The organism is Qipengyuania sphaerica (assembly GCF_019711595.1).
Lineage (GTDB): Bacteria > Pseudomonadota > Alphaproteobacteria > Sphingomonadales > Sphingomonadaceae > Qipengyuania > Qipengyuania sphaerica.
Genome location: NZ_JAIGNR010000001.1, coordinates 1,081,302 through 1,098,301, shown reverse-complemented (window position 1 = coordinate 1,098,301; position 17,000 = coordinate 1,081,302). Strand labels below are relative to the sequence as shown.

Sequence of the window (17,000 nt, the reverse complement as noted above, 5' to 3'; positions counted from 1 at the left end):
GTTCATCCGCAATGAGCGAAGAATTGGACGACTGCATCATCGTCGGGGCGGGTCCGGCAGGGCTGACCGCTGCGATCTACCTCGCGCGTTATTACCTGAAGATCCGCATGTTCGACTGCGGGACGAGCCGGGCGAGCTGGATTCCGACCAGCCACAACCACGCTGGCTTCCCTCATGGCATAAGCGGCAACGAACTGCTCGACCGCATGCGGGAACAGGCCGCCGAATACGGGGCGCAGCGAGAACCCAAACGCGTGACCGATCTCACCAAGCCCGACGAGTGCTTCACCGTGACCTGCGGCGACGAGACCTATCGCGCGCGCACGATCCTTCTGGCGACAGGCGTGGTGAACAACCGGCCCGAAGGAATCGAGGACCAGCTGCACGACGAGGCCCTGTCACGCGGACTCATCCGCTATTGCCCGGTGTGCGATGGCTACGAGGTGACCGACAAGAAGGTTGCTGTCATCGGGACGAGCGACCACGGGACGGCGGAGGCGCAGTTCGTCCGCACCTATACGAAGGACCTTACGCTCGTCTCCCCGCAAGGCGACCACGATTTGAGCGAGGCCTGCAGCAAGGCGCTCGATGCGGCCGGAATCAAGCGTGTGGCAGGGCCGTGCGGCGATTTCGCGATCGAGGGCGATACGATTGCCTTCGACACGGCCGAAGGGCGGATGGCATTCGATTCGATGTATCCGGCGCTCGGCTCGGTAATCCGTTCGGGACTGGCGAAATCTTGCGGCGCCAAGGTAAGCGAGGACGGATGCGTCGAGGTGGACGACCATCTCGAGACCAGCGTGCCGGGGCTTTTCGCGGCAGGCGATGTCGTGGTGGGGCTGGATCAGATCAGCCACGCGATGGGCCAGGCCGGGGTTGCCGCAACGACGATCCGCAACCATCTCGCCGAGAAGACGCCGTTGAGGCGTTAGTCGACGTAATCGGCGCTGACGGTCAGCTTCTCGCTGTCCCAACCAGGGACGGCCTTCTCGGTCAGGGGAACCATGAATTTCTTCCCGTCGGGCTTTTCGATCTCGACGATGTCGGTCGCGCCGAAATTCTCGACCGCACAGACACTCCCGACCTCGTCCCCGGCTTCGGTGACGACGGGCAGGCCCAAAAGATCGGAATGGTAGAATTCGCCCTCTTCCAGCGCGGGTAGAGCGCTGCGGGGTACGGTCAGCACAGTGCCGCGCAGGGCTTCGGCTGCATTGCGGTCGGCGATCTCAGCAAAACGCACGATGGCGCCGCCCTTGTTGTCGCTGCGAACCTTGGTGAGGGTCAATGCACCCTCGTTGAACCTTTTGTGCGGCTTGAGAGCTTCGAATCCCTCGCCGAAAAGCTTCAGGCGGACTTCGCCCGCCACGCCATGCGCACCGGTGACGGCGGCAAGGGTGACGGGCTTGTCCTGCATCGGAAAGGCTTACTCGGCCTTTTCTTCGGCGTCTTCAGCCGGAGCTTCTTCAGCAGCGGCTTCTTCGGCCGGAGCTTCTTCAGCGGCAGCTTCTTCAGCCGGAGCTTCTGCTTCGGCAGCTGCTTCCTTGGCAGCTTCTTCAGCTTCAGCGGCCTTGGCGGCCTTTTCTTCAGCGCGTTCCTTTGCGGCTTCGCCCGGTTCGCCCTTCTTGGGGTTGTTCTTCGGCGCACGCTCAAGGATGCCGGCGGCATCGAGGAAGCGGTGGACGCGGTCCGACGGGGTCGCGCCGACCGAGAGCCAGTGACGTGCACGGTCTTCGTCGAGCTTCACGCGCTCGCCCGAGTCCTTCGGGAGCATCGGGTTGTAGGTGCCGATCTGCTCCAGGTACTTGCCGTCACGCGGGCTGCGCGAGTCCGACACGACAATGCGGTAGTAGGGACGCTTCTTTGCGCCACCGCGCGACAGACGAATTGCAACTGCCATTTTACTTCACCTTTCGAATGTAAATTTCTGTAAGTTCGATTATTTCTTGTTCAACATGTCACGCAGGTCGGCGGGCAGTGTGTCCGGGTCCACCGAGGGTCCCTTGCCGCCGCCACCGAGGCCGGGCAGTCCGCCCATGCCCCCGCCCGGTCCGCCAAGTCCGGGCATCGCGGCACCCATGCCACCCTTGCCGAACAGCGCGCCGAGACCCTTGAGGCCGCCCATCTTCTTGATCTGCTTCATGGCCTTGGCCATTTCCTGGTGCATCTTGAGCACCTTGTTCACGTCCTGCACCTGCGTGCCGGAGCCTGCCGCAACGCGCTTCTTGCGCTTAGCGTTGAGCAGTTTGGGCAGCTTGCGCTCCTTCGGCGTCATCGAGCCGATGATCGCATCCATGTGGACGAGGACCTTGTCGTCCATGCCCGACTGAGCCATCGCCGCCTTGGCCTTCTTCATGCCCGGCATCATGCCCGCGAGCGCGCCGAGACCACCCATGTTCTGCATCTGGCGCAGCTGCATGCGCAGGTCGTCGAGGTCGAATTCGCCCTTCGCCATCTTCTTGGCGAGAGCTTCGGCCTCTTCTTCCTTGATCGCAGTCGCGGCCTTTTCGACGAGGCTGACCACGTCGCCCATGCCTAGGATGCGGCCGGCAACACGCTTAGGATCGAACGCCTCGATCGCGTCGAGCTTTTCGCCCGTACCTGCGAACTTGACCGGCTTGCCCGTGACATAGCGCATCGAAAGCGCCGCACCGCCGCGTGCATCGCCGTCCATGCGGGTTAGGACCACACCGGTCAGCGGCACTTCGCCGGTAAAGCTCTGCGCCACGTTGACCGCATCCTGGCCGGTCAGGCTGTCGACCACCAGCAGCACTTCGGTGGGCGAGGCGACCGAATTGATCGCCTTCATTTCCGCCATCAGCGCTTCGTCGACATGGAGGCGGCCCGCGGTATCGAGCAGCAGCACATCGGCAGCGGCCAGCTTGGCGGCTTCCATTGCGCGGCGGGCGATGTCGACCGGCTGCTGGCCGGGGACGATCGGCAGGGTCGCGACATCGACCTGCTCGCCGAGCACCTTGAGCTGTTCCTGCGCCGCCGGACGGTTGACGTCTAGCGAGGCCATCATCGACTTCTTGCCGTGCTTTTCGCGCAGCAGTTTGCCGAGCTTCGCGGTCGTGGTTGTCTTACCCGAGCCCTGCAGGCCGACCATCATTATGACAACCGGCGGCTTGGCGCTGAGGTTGAGTTCGCGCGGTTCGGCATCCTCGCCATCGCCGCCAAGCATTTCGACCAGCTCGTCATTGACGATCTTGACGACCTGCTGGCCGGGCGTCACCGACTTCAGGACTTCGGAGCCGATCGCCTTTTCGGTAACCGCATCGATGAAGCGGCGCACGACGGGCAGCGCGACATCGGCCTCGAGCAGCGCGATACGCACCTCGCGCATGGCTTCGCGCACATCGCCTTCGGACAGCGAACCGCGGCCCTTGAGCTTGTCGAAGACATTGCCGAGCCGGTCGGACAGATTGTCGAACATGCCTGTTCTACTCCTTCCGAACCCGATCAGGTCCGAATAAACGCGAAAAACGCCGGCGGACGAGCACTCGTCGGCCAGCGTGGGGTCAGACCCCTGTGAAACCCAAACGTGTGCCCGGGTGTGGTGGAAGCAAGCCGCAGCCGTCGCCACGGCCTGCTACCATCAGATCCGGGAAAATGGTGGAGCCTAGCGGGATCGAACCGCTGACCTCTACAATGCCATTGTAGCGCTCTCCCAGCTGAGCTAAGGCCCCGAACCATTTTCAAACCGACGCATCCTGGGAGGTGCGTCGCCCTTGCGGGAGGCGCCCAATATAAGGGGCCTCACCGCAATGCAACAGGAAAATCAGCTTTCGTCGGCGTCGTCGTCGTCGCCCTTGGACTTGGTTTCGACGCCGAGGTCGTCGTCACCGCCCAGATCGACTTCATTGTCCGGCGAATCATCGTCTTCGTCGATGTCGATATCCAGATCGTCATCGTCATCGCCGCCCAGATCGCTGTCCGCTTCGGCGTCCTTCTTCTTCTTGGCTTCTTCCTCGGCGAGGATCGGCTGCTTCGACTTGAGCACCGGTTCGGGCGTCCACTCTTCACCACATTCGATGCAGGTGACGGGATCGTCCTTGTTCAGATCGTAAAAGCGGGTGCCGCAGTTCGGGCAGGTCCGCTTGGTGCCCCATTCAGGTTTGACCATGTGTAATCCTTGGATTTGCCGCCCCGCACATATCGCGACGGAGCCGTGAATTCGTAATTGTATTGATGGGTACCTGCAGGGCAGGAATCAACAGCGCGCGCGCCTTGCCAGAGTGGATGGGCGCTGTCAAAGCGCCGCTTCAATATGGATACGCATTCGTGAGCACACACCGTTTTTCGCCAAAAGGCCCGCTGACCGGACGCATCCGCGTGCCCGGAGACAAGTCGATAAGCCACCGCGCGCTGATGTTCGGCGCTCTGGCCGTTGGCCGCAGCCGGATTTCGGGCCTGCTCGAGGGCGAGGACGTGCTGGCGACCGCCGCCGCGCTGCGCGAGATGGGCGCAGTGATCGGGAAAGACGGCGATGACTGGGTGGTCGACGGCGTTGGGGTCGGCACGCTGCTCCAGCCCGAACGAGCGCTCGACATGGGCAATTCGGGGACCTCGACACGGCTCCTCATGGGCCTCGTCGCTAGCCATGGCATCACTGCCACTTTCATGGGCGATGCGAGCCTGTCCAAACGCCCGATGGGTCGCGTTATCGAGCCACTTTCGACCATGGGCGCAAGCTTCACCCCATCCCCCGGCGGGACTTTGCCGCTGATGATGGAGGGAATGCAGCCTGCCGTGCCGATCAGCTACCGGCTCCCGGTCGCGAGCGCGCAGGTCAAGAGCGCGGTGCTGCTGGCGGGCCTGAACACGCCAGGCATCACCACCGTAGTCGAACCCGTCCCGACGCGCGACCATACGGAGCGGATGTTGCGAGGCTTCGGCGTGACCGTCGATGTCGAGGAGCAGGATGGCGAGCGGATCATCAAGGTCCATGGCCCCTGCGACCTCACACCCTGTGACATCACCGTGCCCGGCGACCCGTCCTCGGCCGCTTTCTTCGCGGTCGCCGCGAGCATCGTTCCAGGAAGCGACCTGACGATCGAGAACGTCGGCCTCAACCCGACGCGCAACGGCATCTACCGCGTGCTCGAACAGATGGGTGCGAACATCGAATATCTCGACGAGCGCGAAGTCGGCGGCGAACCGGTGGCGGATTTGAGGGTGCGCCACGCCGGGTTGAAAGGCATCGAAGTCGATCCCGAAGTCGCGCCCAGCATGATCGATGAGTTTCCGGTCCTCTTCGTCGCCGCCGCTCTGGCCGAGGGCACAACCGTTACATCCGGCCTCGACGAGCTGCGCGTCAAGGAAAGCGACCGGCTCTCCGCCATGGCGGCCGCGCTCAGCTTGGCCGGGGCCGATATCGAGGAACGTGAAGATGGCCTTGTCATCCACGGCAGTGGCGGCAAAGCTCTATCAGGAGGCGGTCCAGTCACCACCCATTTGGACCACCGCATCGCCATGAGCATGGCAGTCGCGGGCCTCGCCAGCAAGGGCGGCGTCACTATCGATAGCGCCGAACCCATCGCCACCAGCTTCCCCAATTTCATCGCCTTGCTACACAAGGCCGGAGCCGACTGAATGCCCGGAATTTCCTCCTTCGTTGCAGACCTGATCGGGTTTGCCGGCAGCTTCTGCATCGTTGCCGCCTTCGCCTATTCGAACATGGCAAAGAACATGAACCTGTTGTTGTTCAACGTGGTCAATTTCATCGGCGCGGCGCTCCTCGCAATCTCGCTGACGGTGAACTACAACTTGCCGACCATGGTGCTGGAGATCGTCTGGATGGTGATCGCCCTGTTCGGCATAGTGAAGGCGCTGCGCACACCGAAACCGGCCGAGGTCGAAACCGCATGATCATTGCCGTCGACGGACCGACCGCTTCGGGCAAGGGCACGATCGCCAAGGCATTGGGCGAGCATTTCGGACTGCCGCATCTCGACACCGGGCTCCTCTATCGCGCAGTGGGGCGGCAGGTGTTCCTCGACGGCGGGGATCCCGACGATGGCGGCGATGCTCTTGCTGCGACGAGTTTTCCCGACAGCATGCTCGCCGACCCGCATCTAAGAAACGAGGAAACCGGCGGGCTCGCCAGCCGGGTCTCGGTCCACCCCGCAGTCCGCCAGGCGCTTCACGAGCGCCAACGCAGCTTCGCCACGCAGGAAGGCGGCGCGGTGCTCGACGGGCGCGATATCGGCACCGTGATCGCGCCTGAAGCCGAGGCCAAGCTCTTCATCACCGCCAGCGTCGAGGCGCGCGCGCAACGCCGTTTCCTCGAAATGCGCGATCGGGGTGTGCAGGTGACCCTGCTCGAAATCGAGGACGACCTCCGCCGCCGCGACGAACGTGACCGCAACCGCGCGGTCGCCCCGCTTATCCCCGCGCCGGACGCCATGGTCATTGATACCAGCTCGCTCGGTAAAGACGAGGCGATTGTCACCGCCATCAAGGCCGTCGAAGAGGCGCTTTCCGCCTAGTATTTTTCTTGATTTCGGCCACGTTTCCGCCTAGGCGCGCGCCCGTTCACCAAATCTTTCGGATTCGATGGACCTTCGTGACAGCATCCGGCTTCACGGAGATCACGGCCCTCTTGCCCCGTACGGCCCGTGCAATGGTGCGCAGGCAGACGGAGAAAGACCCCGGTAAAACCGGTGGCCGGTAGCAAAACGAACTTAGGACTACTCACATATGGCAACCTCAGCCAATCCCACCCGCGACGATTTCGCGGCAATGCTCGACGAGCAGCTCGGTGGCGCCGATGAAGGCGGCTTCGAAGGCCGCGTCGTCAAGGGCACCGTCACCTCCATCGAAAACGGCATGGCCCACATCGATGTCGGCCTGAAGAGCGAAGGCCGCGTCGACCTCAAGGAATTCATGCGCGGCGAAGACGAGCACGGCCTCGAAGTCGGCTCGGAAGTCGAAGTCTTCGTCGACCGCATCGAGAACGCCGACGGCGAAGCCATGCTGTCGCGCGACCGCGCACGCCGCGAAGCCGCATGGGACAAGCTTGAAAGCGAATTCGGCGAAGGCAAGCGCGTCGAAGGCCGCATCTTCGGCCGCGTCAAGGGCGGCTTCACCGTCGACCTCGACGGCGCAGTGGCCTTCCTGCCCGGTTCGCAGGTCGACATCCGCCCCGTGCGCGACGTCACCCCGCTCATGGACATGGCCCAGCCTTTCCAGATCCTCAAGATGGACCGTCGCCGCGGTAACATCGTCGTCTCGCGCCGCGCGGTCCTCGAAGAGACCCGTGCAGAACAGCGTAGCGAGCTCATCAACGACCTGACCGAAAACCAGGTCATTGACGGCGTGGTCAAGAACATCACCGATTACGGCGCATTCGTCGACCTCGGCGGTATCGACGGCCTGCTTCATGTCACCGACATGAGCTACAAGCGCGTCAACCACCCCAGCGAAATGATCGAAATCGGCCAGACCGTGACCGTCCAGATCATCCGCATCAACGAAGACACCCAGCGCATCAGCCTTGGCATGAAGCAGCTGGAGTCGGATCCGTGGGATGGTGTTTCGGCCAAGTACCCGGTCGGCATGAAGCTGACGGGCACCGTTACCAACATCACCGAATACGGCGCATTCGTCGAAATCGAGCCGGGCATCGAAGGCCTGGTCCACGTTTCGGAAATGAGCTGGACCAAGAAGAACGTCCACCCGGGCAAGATCGTCTCGACCTCGCAGGAAGTCGAAGTCATGGTCCTCGAAGTGGATAGCGAGAAGCGCCGCATTTCGCTCGGCCTCAAGCAGGCTCAGCGCAATCCGTGGGAAGAATTCGCCGAAGCGCATCCGGTTGGCGCCAAGGTCGAAGGCGAAGTCAAGAACGCCACCGAATTCGGTCTCTTCATCGGCCTTCCGGGCGACGTCGACGGCATGGTCCACATGTCGGACATCGCATGGGGCATCTCGGGTGAAGACGCCCTCGCCCTGCACCGCAAGGGCGAGCAGGTCGAAGCCGTCGTTCTCGATGTCGACATCGAGAAGGAACGCATCAGCCTCGGCATGAAGCAGCTCGAAAAGGGTGCTCCGACCGAAGCCGGCGCACAGAGCGACCTGCGCAAGAACCAGGTTGTCACCGTCACCGTCCTCGAAGTCCGCGATGGCGGCCTCGAAGTCCAGGTCGGCGAAGACGGCGCAACCGGCTTCATCAAGCGTTCGGACCTCGGCCGTGATCGTGACGAGCAGCGCTCGGATCGCTTCCAGCCCGGCGCCAAGGTCGATGCCATGGTCACCGGTTTCGACCGCTCGAAGAAGCCCACCTTCTCGATCAAGGCACGTCAGATCGCCGAAGAGAAGGAAGCGGTTGCACAGTTCGGTTCGTCGGATTCGGGTGCGTCGCTCGGCGACATCCTCGGCGAAGCGCTGAAGAAGAAGGAAGACTAAGCTCTTCCCACCCGCTTCAGGGTAATCAGGAAGGCCCGCCTGCTCACAGGAGCAGGCGGGCCTTTCCTATTTTCGCGACCGGGCCTAGCTTCGGTGTCCTGAAGTAGCGAAGCGGTAGGACAGAAAAGAACCCATGCTTGAGATTCACCAGTTCCCCTGCCTGTCCGACAATTACGGATATCTCCTCCACGATCCCGATAGCGGCGAGACCGCGGCAATCGATACACCCGATGGCGCGGAGTATCTGAAACAGGCCGCCAACAAGGGCTGGAGCATCACTCAGATCTGGAACACCCACTGGCATCCTGACCATGCGGGCGGAAACAAGGCCATCGTCGAAGCGACTGGCGCTACGGTAATCGCCCCTCAGGAAGTGGAGAAGCTCTCACCGATCGACCGGATTGTGGGGAATGGCGACAGCGTCGCACTTGGTGATTGGCACGCGCGCGTTATCGATGTGTCGGGCCACACCAACGGACACATCGCCTATCATATCGCCGAAGCCGATACCGCTTTCGTCGGCGACAGCGTATTTGCCTTGGGCTGCGGACGCATGTTCGAGGGCGAACCCGAACAGTTCTGGAACAGCCTCGACCGTATTCGCCAGTTGCCCGACAACACCCTGCTATATTGCGCGCACGAATATACTGCGGCGAATGCCAGGTTCGCCCTCCATGCCGATCCCGACAATGCAGAGCTGAGACTGTATGCGGCCCGTGTCGAGGAGAAACGAGCCAAGGGCGAGCCAACTGTGCCCACCCTCCTGTCGCGAGAGCTTGAAACCAATCCGTTTCTGCGCGCCGATAGCAACGATCTTCGCAATCGCTGGGGCGGAGCGAACCCGGCCGAGACGTTTGCCGCCCTGCGTGCCGCCAAAGACAAGTTCTGAAGGCATGAAAGCGCTCGTCGTCGAGAGTTTATCGCGCGACCTGTCAGGAGTATCGCTGGTCGACACGTCTGCACCGCAGCGCCGGCTTGGCGAGGTGCTCGTGCGCGTGCGGGCTGCCTCGCTCAATTATCCCGACCTGCTGATGACGCGCGGGGAATACCAGTTCAAACCCGACCTCCCCTTCATCTCGGGGCTGGAGATGGCAGGCGAGGTGATCGAGGCCGATGCCGGCGGGGTATTCAAGCCCGGCGATCCGGTCATGGGCGGCGCGAAAACGGGTGCCTTTGCCGAGCAAATCGTCCTTTCCGCAAATGCGCTCCGCAAAATCCCCGATGGGCTCGATTTCGCGCAGGCGGCAGCGATGGGGGCTGCCTATCACACGGCCTATGTGGCACTTGTCGAACAGGGCAGTCTGGAAAAGGGTCAGACCGTCCTGGTTCATGGCGCGAGCGGAGGCGTGGGACTAGCAGCCTGCGACCTCGCGAAGGCGCTCGGGGCACGAGTCATTGCAGCTACGCACCGCGAGGACAAACTCGAAGCCTTGCGCCGAGCCGCCCGACCTTACGCCGTGATCCTCAACCAGGGGCGTTTCCGCGACGAAGTGGCGGAGCTCACCGATGGCAGGCTGTGCGATCTCGTATTCGATCCCGTCGGCGGCGATGTGTTCGATGAGAGTACGCGCTGCGTCACCTTCGGCGGCAAGCTGCTCGTTGTTGGCTTTGTTGCCGGACGCATTCCCGAGATCGCGGTCAATATCCCCCTCATCAAGGGCTTTTCGGTAGTTGGCGTTCGTGCCGGGGAATACGCGCGCCAATTCCCCGCACGTGCGCGCCGGGTGGCCGAAGCTATCGATACGCTAGCCAGCAAGAAGCGCATCACACCTCATATCGACCGCATCCTGCCTCTCGAAAATTGGCGCGACGCATTCGAAGCGATGGAGCGCGGCGAGATCGTGGGCAAGATCGTACTCACCCCGTAACAAAAAGGGCGACCCTAAGGGCCGCCCTTCTCGTTCCCGTCCAATCGGGAAAATCAGATGCCGGCGATCAGCTTGTCGGCGAGCTTCTTGTCGGCTTCGGCATCATGCTTTTCAGCGATGAGCTTGCGGCTTGCGCCCGTGGCTGCGGTGACGGCGCGGTTGCGCACGTCCTCGACTGCTTCGCGCTCTGCAGCCGATATCTTGTCTTCAGCCATGCGCTTGCGACGCTCGACCATGGCCTTGCTGTCGGCCTCCGCCTTTTCGAGGATTGCGTCTGCTTCATGCTGCGCATTCACGAGCATGGCTTCGGCATCCTTCTCGGCACCGGCGATCTTGTCGGCATATTCCTTGCGGAGAGCTTCGGCTTCGGCACGAAGCTGCTTTGCCTCTTCGAGCTGTTCCTTGATTGCTGCGATCTTGCTGTCGAGACCGCCGGCGATGGTCTTATGGACCTTGGCGCCGAAGAAGGCGAACATCAGCAGGACGAGCATCGAGATCGAGACGACCTGGAAGGGAGCGAGGCCCCACAGTTCGGGCTCGACATGCTTGCCGGCACCAGTATCGATTTCGACATTGGCCTGAGCAGCGTCGGTCGCGATGACTTCGGGCAGGTCGGAGGTGTTCGGATTAGCCATGGGCCATCTGCTCCTTCACTGCCTTGGCAGCGACAGGCTTGGTCACCGAGACGCCAGCAAGCGTCTTGACGATGTCCTGCGCAGCCTCGGTGGCAACGCTTTCGACTTCGGCGAGCGCGGCGGTGCGCGCTTCGTCGATGCGGACTTCCGCTTCGGCCAGCTTCTTGTCGAGACGCTTCTGCGCGGCGGCGAGCTTCTTCTCGCTCTTCTTGGCAGCTTCGTCCTTGGCCTTGGCAACGATCGCCTGCGCCGCGGCGCGGTTCTCGTTTTCCTTGACCCGCCAGGCTTCTTCCTGCTCGTCGGCAGCGTCGCGCGCGGCCTTGGCAGCGGCGAGGTCCGCGGCGATCTGGCCGTCACGCTGGGCGACGGTGTCCATCACCTTGGGAACCATTCCCTTGCCGATGACGAAGAAGGTGATGCCGAAGAAGACCAGCAACCAGAAGACCTGGCTGGACCATGTATCGGCAAGCTGTGCTATCTGGGGCATTGCAGCTCTCGAAAAGCGTGAAGCAGGAAAATTGCGGGGCCGGTCAGGCTGTTCCCAACCGGCACCCGGAACATGATTTCGCGCTGTTAGGCGACGAAGATCAGGATCATGGCAACGACGAACGCCAGCAGGCCGAGAAGCTCGGCAGCGGCGAAGCCGATGAACAGGCGGCCCTGCTGGCCGTCGGCTGCACCCGGGTTGCGCAGAGCGCTTTCGAGGAACGAACCGAAGACGTTACCCACGCCGATTGCAGCCATACCAGCGCCGATTGCAGCGAGGCCAGCACCGATGAGCTTTGCAGCTTCCATTTCCATGACAAACTCCTTTGGAAAAACTTTTTGAATTGAAGACTTAGTGAAGGTTCTCGGCGTCGTTGATGTACAGCGACGTCAAAAGTGCGAAAACATAGGCCTGGATACCGGCAACGAGCAGCTCGAGAGCGCAGATACCGATCATCAGGATGAAGCTGGGCAGGCCGACCAGCAGACCGAAGCCCGCGCCGGCATTCGTGCCGTCGATCACGAAGCTCGAGAGAACTTCGAGCAGGACGTGACCAGCCATCATGGCCACGAAAAGACGCAGGCCGAGGCTGAACGGGCGCACCATGAAGGAGATGAACTCGATCGGCGCGATCACCGGGATCATCGGCAGCGGCGTGCCGTGCGGCACAAACAGGCTGAAGAAGTGCAAGCCATGCTTCCAGAAGCCGACCAGGAGCACGATCGAGAAGCTGATGATCGCCAGCACGCCGGTCACGGTGAAGTGACTGGTAAAGGTGAACGGATGCAGCCCGATCACGCCCAGCGGCAGCAGGCCGAGGAGGTTCGCGAACAGGATGAACATGAACAGGCTGAAGACATAGGGTACATATTTGCGCCCGGCCTTGCCGATGTTCGCTTCCAGCATGTTATCGATGAAGCCGGTGAAGGTTTCCACCATCATCTGCCAGCGTCCGGGAACCAGCTGGCGACGCATCCCGCCCAGCACGAAAATGAAGAGCACCACGGTGGTGATCAGCATCCACATAGCGGAGTTGGTGAAGGCGATGTTGTAACCGGCCAGTTCCCAAGCCTCCGAACCGCCGAGCGGCTCGATGGTGAACTGGTACATCGGATCGACTTTGGCCTGTTCGGCTGCCACGTCTGAAATTCCCTAAATCCTGTAACGAAAGCCCCGCAAAGCCCCTTTCGGGGTCACTCGCCGGGCTTCTGATTTGCCGCGCGGATAATATTCCTGAAGGCGACGACTATTCCGAGGAACAGGCCAACCAACAGACCCCAAGGATTGGTATCGGTAAAGTAGCCGATGGCCCACCCGATAACCGAACCTCCGAGAAGCCCGCCGAGTAAGTCAGCCAGTACACGGTTGCCGCTGCGATAGTTCGCATCGGCCCCGGAACCGGTCTTGCGGTTGCGCTCATCTTCGCGCTGCTGGGCGGCACTGAGCCGCTTTTCCAGCGCGTCGATCCGCGCATCCTCCTCGATGGGTTTCCGTGCGGGTTCGTCGTCGCTCATGCCATGCTCCTTTATGGGGGTTGCGCGGCACGCGCAGGGACTTGCCCGCCAAGGGCGCGGCCCCCTTAGATGGGGGTCATAAACGAGTCAACATGGCAGGGGTGCAAAAGGCGGTATCGCAGTTGCAAAAAAGCCTCCCCTCGGCAGGTCGCCGAGGAAAGGCTTCGAATCGAATGCCGAGAAAGCGCTCAGGGACAGCGCGAATCGCGCATCGGCGGGGCGCTCGTGCGCGTCTGCCAGCTGCCGTCCGGCGCCTGGTATTTTTCACCTGGCGAAGTCGCCAGGATCGCCTGGCAACCGGCGGTCAGAGCATATTCCTCGAGCGTCGCATTGGTTGCCTGCGCACGCTGCGAATAGACCGCGCGGCGCTTGATATTGATGTCGTTGACGATGCGCTGGAGCTCGGGCGTCGAGGCTCCGACGATGCCCAGATAGCCGTCCATCTTTTCGCCCACCTCGCCGGCGGCACGCGCAGCAGCATAGGCCGGATCGCGCTGGGCGAAGGCCGGTGCGGCAATTCCGCCCAGGGCTACCGCGATCGCGGCGCCGGACAATGCAGCCTTGGTAAGTCGCTTGGTCATAAAGTCACCCTCAGAAAATATCCGCATTCTCTTCGATCGTGTTGCCCGCATCTTCTGCAAGGCGATAGATCACTTCCTGGCGGATGTTGACGTTGAGCTCGATCACGATGGGTTCCGTGGGTGCTTCCACCGTCACGCAACCTGCCAGCGCGAGCGAGGCCATGCCGACCGCCGCCGAAATCTTCGGACCTTTCAGTGCCGCTTGACCCTGCATCATGCAGGTTCTCGCACGGCCATCATGGTCGGTCAATTCAAGGGGATTCATAAGCTTCACTCGCTTTCCTGGTCCTGAATGGTGGGTTCATCCGGAATCACGTCCTCCGGATCGATATCGGGTTCGACTTCTTCGCCGGTGATAGAACGGCGCAGCAGGCGCTTGCCGTCGTCGCTGAGCAGCCCGAGCTCGCGCGGATCGCGCACGGAGGCCGGGTCGTACATGGCCTTTACCGAGGTGATCAGCTGGTAGAACTGAGCCTTGATGTTAATGCGGAACTGCAGTGGCAGTTTCGCTAGCTGCTTGGTGATGAAATTGCTCTTGGCATCTTCGCCCTGCCGTACCCCGTCGAAGCGCACCTGCGTAACGATTTCGCCGGTTAGCGGTCCGTTCATGATCACGCGCATCTGCGAATAGTCGAGGCTGCGCAGCGCATCGAAGGCAAAATTGGCAATGGCCGAGAGGTCTTCATAGGTCAGCTCGCCGACATAGGATATATTGCCGCCGGGCGGACGCGAAAGGAGAATGCCCTCTTCGATCCGTCCGTTACCGTTTGCATCGAAGATAATCGGCACGGTCCCGTCGAAAATTCCGGTCGCCGAAATATTCTCCAGCTCCATTTGCGCCACGAATTGCGCCGCATCGAGACCGACGATCTCGAACACGTAAGCGCGCTCTTCGCTGATACCGAGATTGAGATCGACCTCTCGCAGGATGAGGCGACCGCCCATGAAGGGCCAGCTTCCGCCGCTCACCGCCAGCAGTTCGCCGTTTTGCAGGCTGAACTCGATTTCCCCGTCCAGCACTTCGATGCCCGGATTGACTGAGGCAATGCGTATTTTCTGATTGGGCGCGGTGGTGAGGTTGAGCAAGTCGGTAAACTCGACCGTCCCGCTGGCCCCCTTTACCGGGCCGAACGCGGCAGCGAAGTCGATATTTTCCGAGGAGAAGGATCCGGTGCTGGTGACTTCCCCGCTGGGAGACCAGTCGATACGGCCCGTCCCCGTGATCGTCCCGTCCGCATTCGCGATCACGCCGAGCGCGAGAGGGCTGAGATCTTCCGGCTGCAATGCCTCGTCGAACGTCAGCCCCTCGACATCGAGATTGGCATGGCCGCCACCGGTGGAGAGGTCGTGGCGGATATCGACCAGAGTAACCACGCGGTCCGTCCCTGGATTGCGCAGCGCCGCCTCGGCATTGATGATGTTGTCGACGAGGGTCAGCCCCGCACCGCGCGCGACGAGCGGTTCGAAGCGGTCGGGCTCCTCGCGGTCGATAAGGCGGAAACTGGCATCGCCGATTGTCAGCCTGCCATTTGTGTAATCCCAGTTGCCCGCGGTGTTCATCAGCGTCATCGGCACGGCAGCAAGGGCGATTTCGGCATCGTCGAAGGTGCCGGCGATGTTGTCACCGATCTGCGCGTCGAGGTCGGAGATGACAAAGCGGCTCGCTGTATCTGCCGGACCGAGCGAGATATCCAAATTGCGGGCGGTCAGCGTACCCGGATAGCCGAAGCCGACAGGCCCGCTTGCTATCCTGACAGGTGTATCGCCGAGCGCCCCGGTCAGGTTCAGCGAGGGCGCACCGGCCGCGAAACGCGATCCGCCCGAGCCAAATTGCAGCATCGGCTTTCCTGGTGGAGGGCACAGGGTAAGGCCCGGTCCGGCGAGGTTGAGCTCGGCAAAAGCAAGCCGGCGGAAGCCGATCCGCGTACATTCGCGCCACATGGAAAGCTGGCCGCCCGGTTCCCAGCGTCCGGTGACGGGCATCGACAACTGGTCGACCGCGCCGCCGGGGAGCGGGCCGGTTGCCTCCACCTCCCCGCTAAAACCCAGCGCGCCAGTGCTGCCTTGGGCGATCATGATGCGCGGAATGGCGATCTGCGAACCGCCCGCTTCATAAGGTGCCATGCTGAGGCGGAACAGCGCATCGCCCTCCCCCGAGCGCTCCATCCGCCCACTGATGCGCGGTATTCCCGGCCCGCCGGTGGCGATGTTACCGGCAATACGCGGGGGTTCGTCGCCGCGTTCGGTCAGTTCCAGCCGCGACAGCGAGAGTAAACGCGCCCCGCTACCGCCGGTCAGCTCGCCCTGCGGTAAGAGGAGCGAATACCCTTTTTCGTCCGAACGATAGCGCAGGTCGGCAGCAAGCGAGCTGCCGCGCGTTTCCGACTGGAGCGCACTGCCGATCCGCCGGGCGATTGGTTCGAGCAGCGTCCCGTCGCCCGATGTCGCCATTCCTTCGATAGCTGCAATCAGCGACCGGCCGAGCCGGAGTCCGTTGCCCTCGATATCACTTTCTACTTCCAGTGCAGCGAAATTGCGCTGCGAGCGGATCATACCCTCTGCAGTAAGGACTGCCGCCAGTGCCTGCGGCGTCTCCACTCCGCGGGCGGCCAGCGAGTAGCGCGAGGTCATCGCGTCACCCTTCAGTTGCGCACGAACGGTGCCAGCGAGCGATTGGGCGGAGTTGCTTCCATAGCGCGCTTCGTTGCTGGCGATACGCGCCTCAAGTTGCGGATCGGCGAGCAGGGCATTGGTGGTCGCATCGATTTCGGCCACGAGGTCGTTGACGGACAGTTGCTGCGCGTCACATTCCATTGCGGCGACCCGCAGCGGACCGCTGAAGCTCGGCTCTGCGCTGCTCGTGGTGATCTTGCCATAAAGCGTCGTGCCGTTGCTCTTGCAGCCATTGAAAGCCAGATCCGGCGCGGATGCGGCAAGAATACCTTCGAACCCGCTGACCAGGTTGCCCTCGCCCGATATCTTCAGACCCACAGGGCCATAATCGGTTTCGACCAGCCCGCGTCCGTCGCGAATAACGAGGTCGATATCAGGCAGACCCGAAGGTTCGTCGCTACTGTCGTCGAACAGCAGGCTGTCGAGCGAACCCAAGCTTAGTTCTCCGTCCACGTAGCGACCGTAAATCCGCGGATTGACCAGCGTCAGTCCCGCCACTTCCGGCAAGCCGAAGCGGTGTCGCAGGCGCACGATGACCCGCTCGGCGGTCAGGTCGGGCGCTTGCGGATCACCGATAACGAGGTCTGAAATGATCTGCGTGCGACCGCCGATCCGCTCGACCGTATAGGTCCCCGGAAGGCCGTTGGCTTCCAACTGGTCGGCGATGAAGTCGTTGGCTATATCGATGCGGTTGAACCACGCGACCAGGCCAGCCACGAACAGAACCGACAGAACCAGCGCCGGGATGTTGTAGCGCTTCTTGCGCCAACGCGGTCTTCTTGCCGCTTCGATGTGGTCGCTGGACCCGTACATTCATCCCCGCACTTGCGCGCATTGCG

General features: G+C 62.2%; 19 protein-coding genes and 1 tRNA gene. 7 read left to right on the top strand and 13 right to left on the bottom strand.

The annotated features are described in order from the left end of the window. Positions 1-11: 11 nt before the first annotated feature. Entirely contained in the window at positions 12-932 is a 921-nt protein-coding gene (locus tag K3178_RS05460) for an NAD(P)/FAD-dependent oxidoreductase (RefSeq protein WP_221570335.1), read from the top strand. On the opposite strand, the gene rimM is transcribed toward K3178_RS05460, so the two are convergent. The 5 genes from rimM to K3178_RS05435 form a co-directional block, all read right to left on the bottom strand. Then, positions 929-1,414: a ribosome maturation factor RimM gene (gene rimM, locus K3178_RS05455; protein WP_221570334.1), complete on the bottom strand. Its 486-nt coding sequence runs from the start codon at positions 1,412-1,414 to the stop codon at positions 929-931. The genes K3178_RS05460 and rimM overlap by 4 nt on opposite strands. Positions 1,415-1,423: 9 nt before the next feature. Further along, entirely contained in the window at positions 1,424-1,897 is a 474-nt protein-coding gene (rpsP, locus tag K3178_RS05450; protein WP_221570333.1) for a 30S ribosomal protein S16, read from the bottom strand. A gap of 39 nt (positions 1,898-1,936) precedes the next feature. After that, entirely contained in the window at positions 1,937-3,433 is a 1,497-nt protein-coding gene (gene ffh / locus K3178_RS05445; RefSeq protein WP_221570332.1) for a signal recognition particle protein, read from the bottom strand. 177 nt (positions 3,434-3,610) lie between these two features. Beyond that, positions 3,611-3,686: transfer RNA gene (locus tag K3178_RS05440), tRNA-Ala, on the bottom strand. 92 nt (positions 3,687-3,778) lie between these two features. Next, positions 3,779-4,123, bottom strand: a complete 345-nt coding sequence (locus tag K3178_RS05435) for an FYDLN acid domain-containing protein (RefSeq protein WP_221570331.1) — start codon at positions 4,121-4,123, stop codon at positions 3,779-3,781. Positions 4,124-4,239: 116 nt separating this feature from the next. Here K3178_RS05435 and aroA point away from each other — a divergent pair, with 116 nt between their 5' ends. The 6 genes from aroA (at position 4,240) to K3178_RS05405 (ending at position 10,271) form a co-directional block, all read left to right on the top strand. Further along, complete coding sequence (aroA, locus tag K3178_RS05430; RefSeq protein WP_221570330.1) at positions 4,240-5,592, top strand: 3-phosphoshikimate 1-carboxyvinyltransferase; 1,353 nt, start codon at positions 4,240-4,242, stop codon at positions 5,590-5,592. Continuing rightward, positions 5,593-5,868: a CBU_0592 family membrane protein gene (locus K3178_RS05425; protein WP_221570329.1), complete on the top strand. Its 276-nt coding sequence runs from the start codon at positions 5,593-5,595 to the stop codon at positions 5,866-5,868. After that, positions 5,865-6,488: a (d)CMP kinase gene (locus K3178_RS05420; RefSeq protein WP_221570328.1), complete on the top strand. Its 624-nt coding sequence runs from the start codon at positions 5,865-5,867 to the stop codon at positions 6,486-6,488. Before K3178_RS05425 ends, K3178_RS05420 begins: the two co-directional genes overlap by 4 nt. 211 nt (positions 6,489-6,699) lie before the next feature. After that, positions 6,700-8,403: a 30S ribosomal protein S1 gene (rpsA, locus tag K3178_RS05415; RefSeq protein WP_221570327.1), complete on the top strand. Its 1,704-nt coding sequence runs from the start codon at positions 6,700-6,702 to the stop codon at positions 8,401-8,403. Between the two features lie 133 nt (positions 8,404-8,536). Next, positions 8,537-9,292, top strand: a complete 756-nt coding sequence (gloB, locus tag K3178_RS05410) for a hydroxyacylglutathione hydrolase (protein ID WP_221570326.1) — start codon at positions 8,537-8,539, stop codon at positions 9,290-9,292. 4 nt (positions 9,293-9,296) lie between these two features. Further along, positions 9,297-10,271: an NADPH:quinone oxidoreductase family protein gene (locus K3178_RS05405; RefSeq protein WP_221570325.1), complete on the top strand. Its 975-nt coding sequence runs from the start codon at positions 9,297-9,299 to the stop codon at positions 10,269-10,271. A 53-nt stretch (positions 10,272-10,324) separates the two neighbouring features. Here K3178_RS05405 and K3178_RS05400 read toward each other — a convergent pair whose 3' ends face one another. The 8 genes from K3178_RS05400 to K3178_RS05365 all read right to left on the bottom strand — a co-directional run bounded on the left by K3178_RS05400 (position 10,325) and on the right by K3178_RS05365 (position 16,974). Continuing rightward, on the bottom strand, positions 10,325-10,906 hold the full coding sequence (locus K3178_RS05400) for a F0F1 ATP synthase subunit B family protein (RefSeq protein ID WP_221570324.1): 582 nt from the start codon (positions 10,904-10,906) through the stop codon (positions 10,325-10,327). Beyond that, complete coding sequence (locus K3178_RS05395; RefSeq protein ID WP_221570323.1) at positions 10,899-11,393, bottom strand: F0F1 ATP synthase subunit B family protein; 495 nt, start codon at positions 11,391-11,393, stop codon at positions 10,899-10,901. The genes K3178_RS05400 and K3178_RS05395 overlap by 8 nt, the downstream gene beginning before the upstream one ends. 86 nt (positions 11,394-11,479) lie before the next feature. Then, the gene (locus K3178_RS05390) at positions 11,480-11,707 is read right to left on the bottom strand and encodes a F0F1 ATP synthase subunit C (RefSeq protein WP_006832363.1); all 228 of its coding nucleotides are present in this window, start codon (positions 11,705-11,707) and stop codon (positions 11,480-11,482) included. A 37-nt stretch (positions 11,708-11,744) separates the two neighbouring features. Continuing rightward, positions 11,745-12,533 (bottom strand): F0F1 ATP synthase subunit A, encoded by a 789-nt coding sequence (locus K3178_RS05385; protein WP_345719846.1) that lies wholly within the window; start codon positions 12,531-12,533, stop codon positions 11,745-11,747. Between the two features lie 53 nt (positions 12,534-12,586). Continuing rightward, the gene (locus K3178_RS05380) at positions 12,587-12,907 is read right to left on the bottom strand and encodes an AtpZ/AtpI family protein (protein ID WP_221570322.1); all 321 of its coding nucleotides are present in this window, start codon (positions 12,905-12,907) and stop codon (positions 12,587-12,589) included. Positions 12,908-13,095: 188 nt separating this feature from the next. Next, positions 13,096-13,488 carry a YdbL family probable chaperone protein gene (locus tag K3178_RS05375; RefSeq protein WP_221570321.1) on the bottom strand — a complete coding sequence of 131 codons (393 nt, stop codon included), beginning with the start codon at positions 13,486-13,488 and terminating at the stop codon, positions 13,096-13,098. A 10-nt stretch (positions 13,489-13,498) separates the two neighbouring features. After that, positions 13,499-13,705 carry a YnbE family lipoprotein gene (locus K3178_RS05370; protein WP_247713518.1) on the bottom strand — a complete coding sequence of 69 codons (207 nt, stop codon included), beginning with the start codon at positions 13,703-13,705 and terminating at the stop codon, positions 13,499-13,501. A 53-nt stretch (positions 13,706-13,758) separates the two neighbouring features. After that, positions 13,759-16,974, bottom strand: coding sequence for an intermembrane phospholipid transport protein YdbH family protein (locus K3178_RS05365; protein ID WP_221570320.1), 3,216 nt, complete (start codon positions 16,972-16,974; stop codon positions 13,759-13,761). Between the last annotated feature and the right edge of the window lie 26 nt (positions 16,975-17,000).